This window comes from Verminephrobacter aporrectodeae subsp. tuberculatae At4, from assembly GCF_000193225.1.
GTDB classification, from domain to species: domain Bacteria; phylum Pseudomonadota; class Gammaproteobacteria; order Burkholderiales; family Burkholderiaceae_C; genus Acidovorax; species Acidovorax aporrectodeae.
This window is the reverse complement of record NZ_AFAL01001060.1, coordinates 1-206: the sequence shown is the minus strand read 5'-3', so window position 1 is coordinate 206 and position 206 is coordinate 1. Positions and strand designations below refer to the sequence as shown.

1 protein-coding gene is annotated in these 206 nt (G+C 76.2%); it reads right to left on the bottom strand.

Annotation, left to right across the window (positions count from 1 at the left end; genetic code table 11):
* Positions 1 to 206, bottom strand: a 206-nt coding sequence (locus VTU_RS30425; RefSeq protein ID WP_010110749.1) for a formate dehydrogenase accessory sulfurtransferase FdhD, incomplete at both ends; no start/stop codon positions are given.

Here is a 206-nt window from a genome sequence, read left to right as displayed (position 1 = left end):
GCGCACGAGCAGCAACTGGCCGCTGGCGTCGCCGAAGCCTGCGGCATGCGTCGCACCCGTGGCCTCGTGCAGGGGTTGCAGCCCGCCGCGCAGGGCGTGCAGGGCGTCGAGCAGGGTCTGCGCCGGGAACGCGGCTGCGCTGCGCAACACCGGCGGCGCGCGCACTGCCTCGGGCAGGCTCTCCATTCCGCACAGCCCGCAGCCGC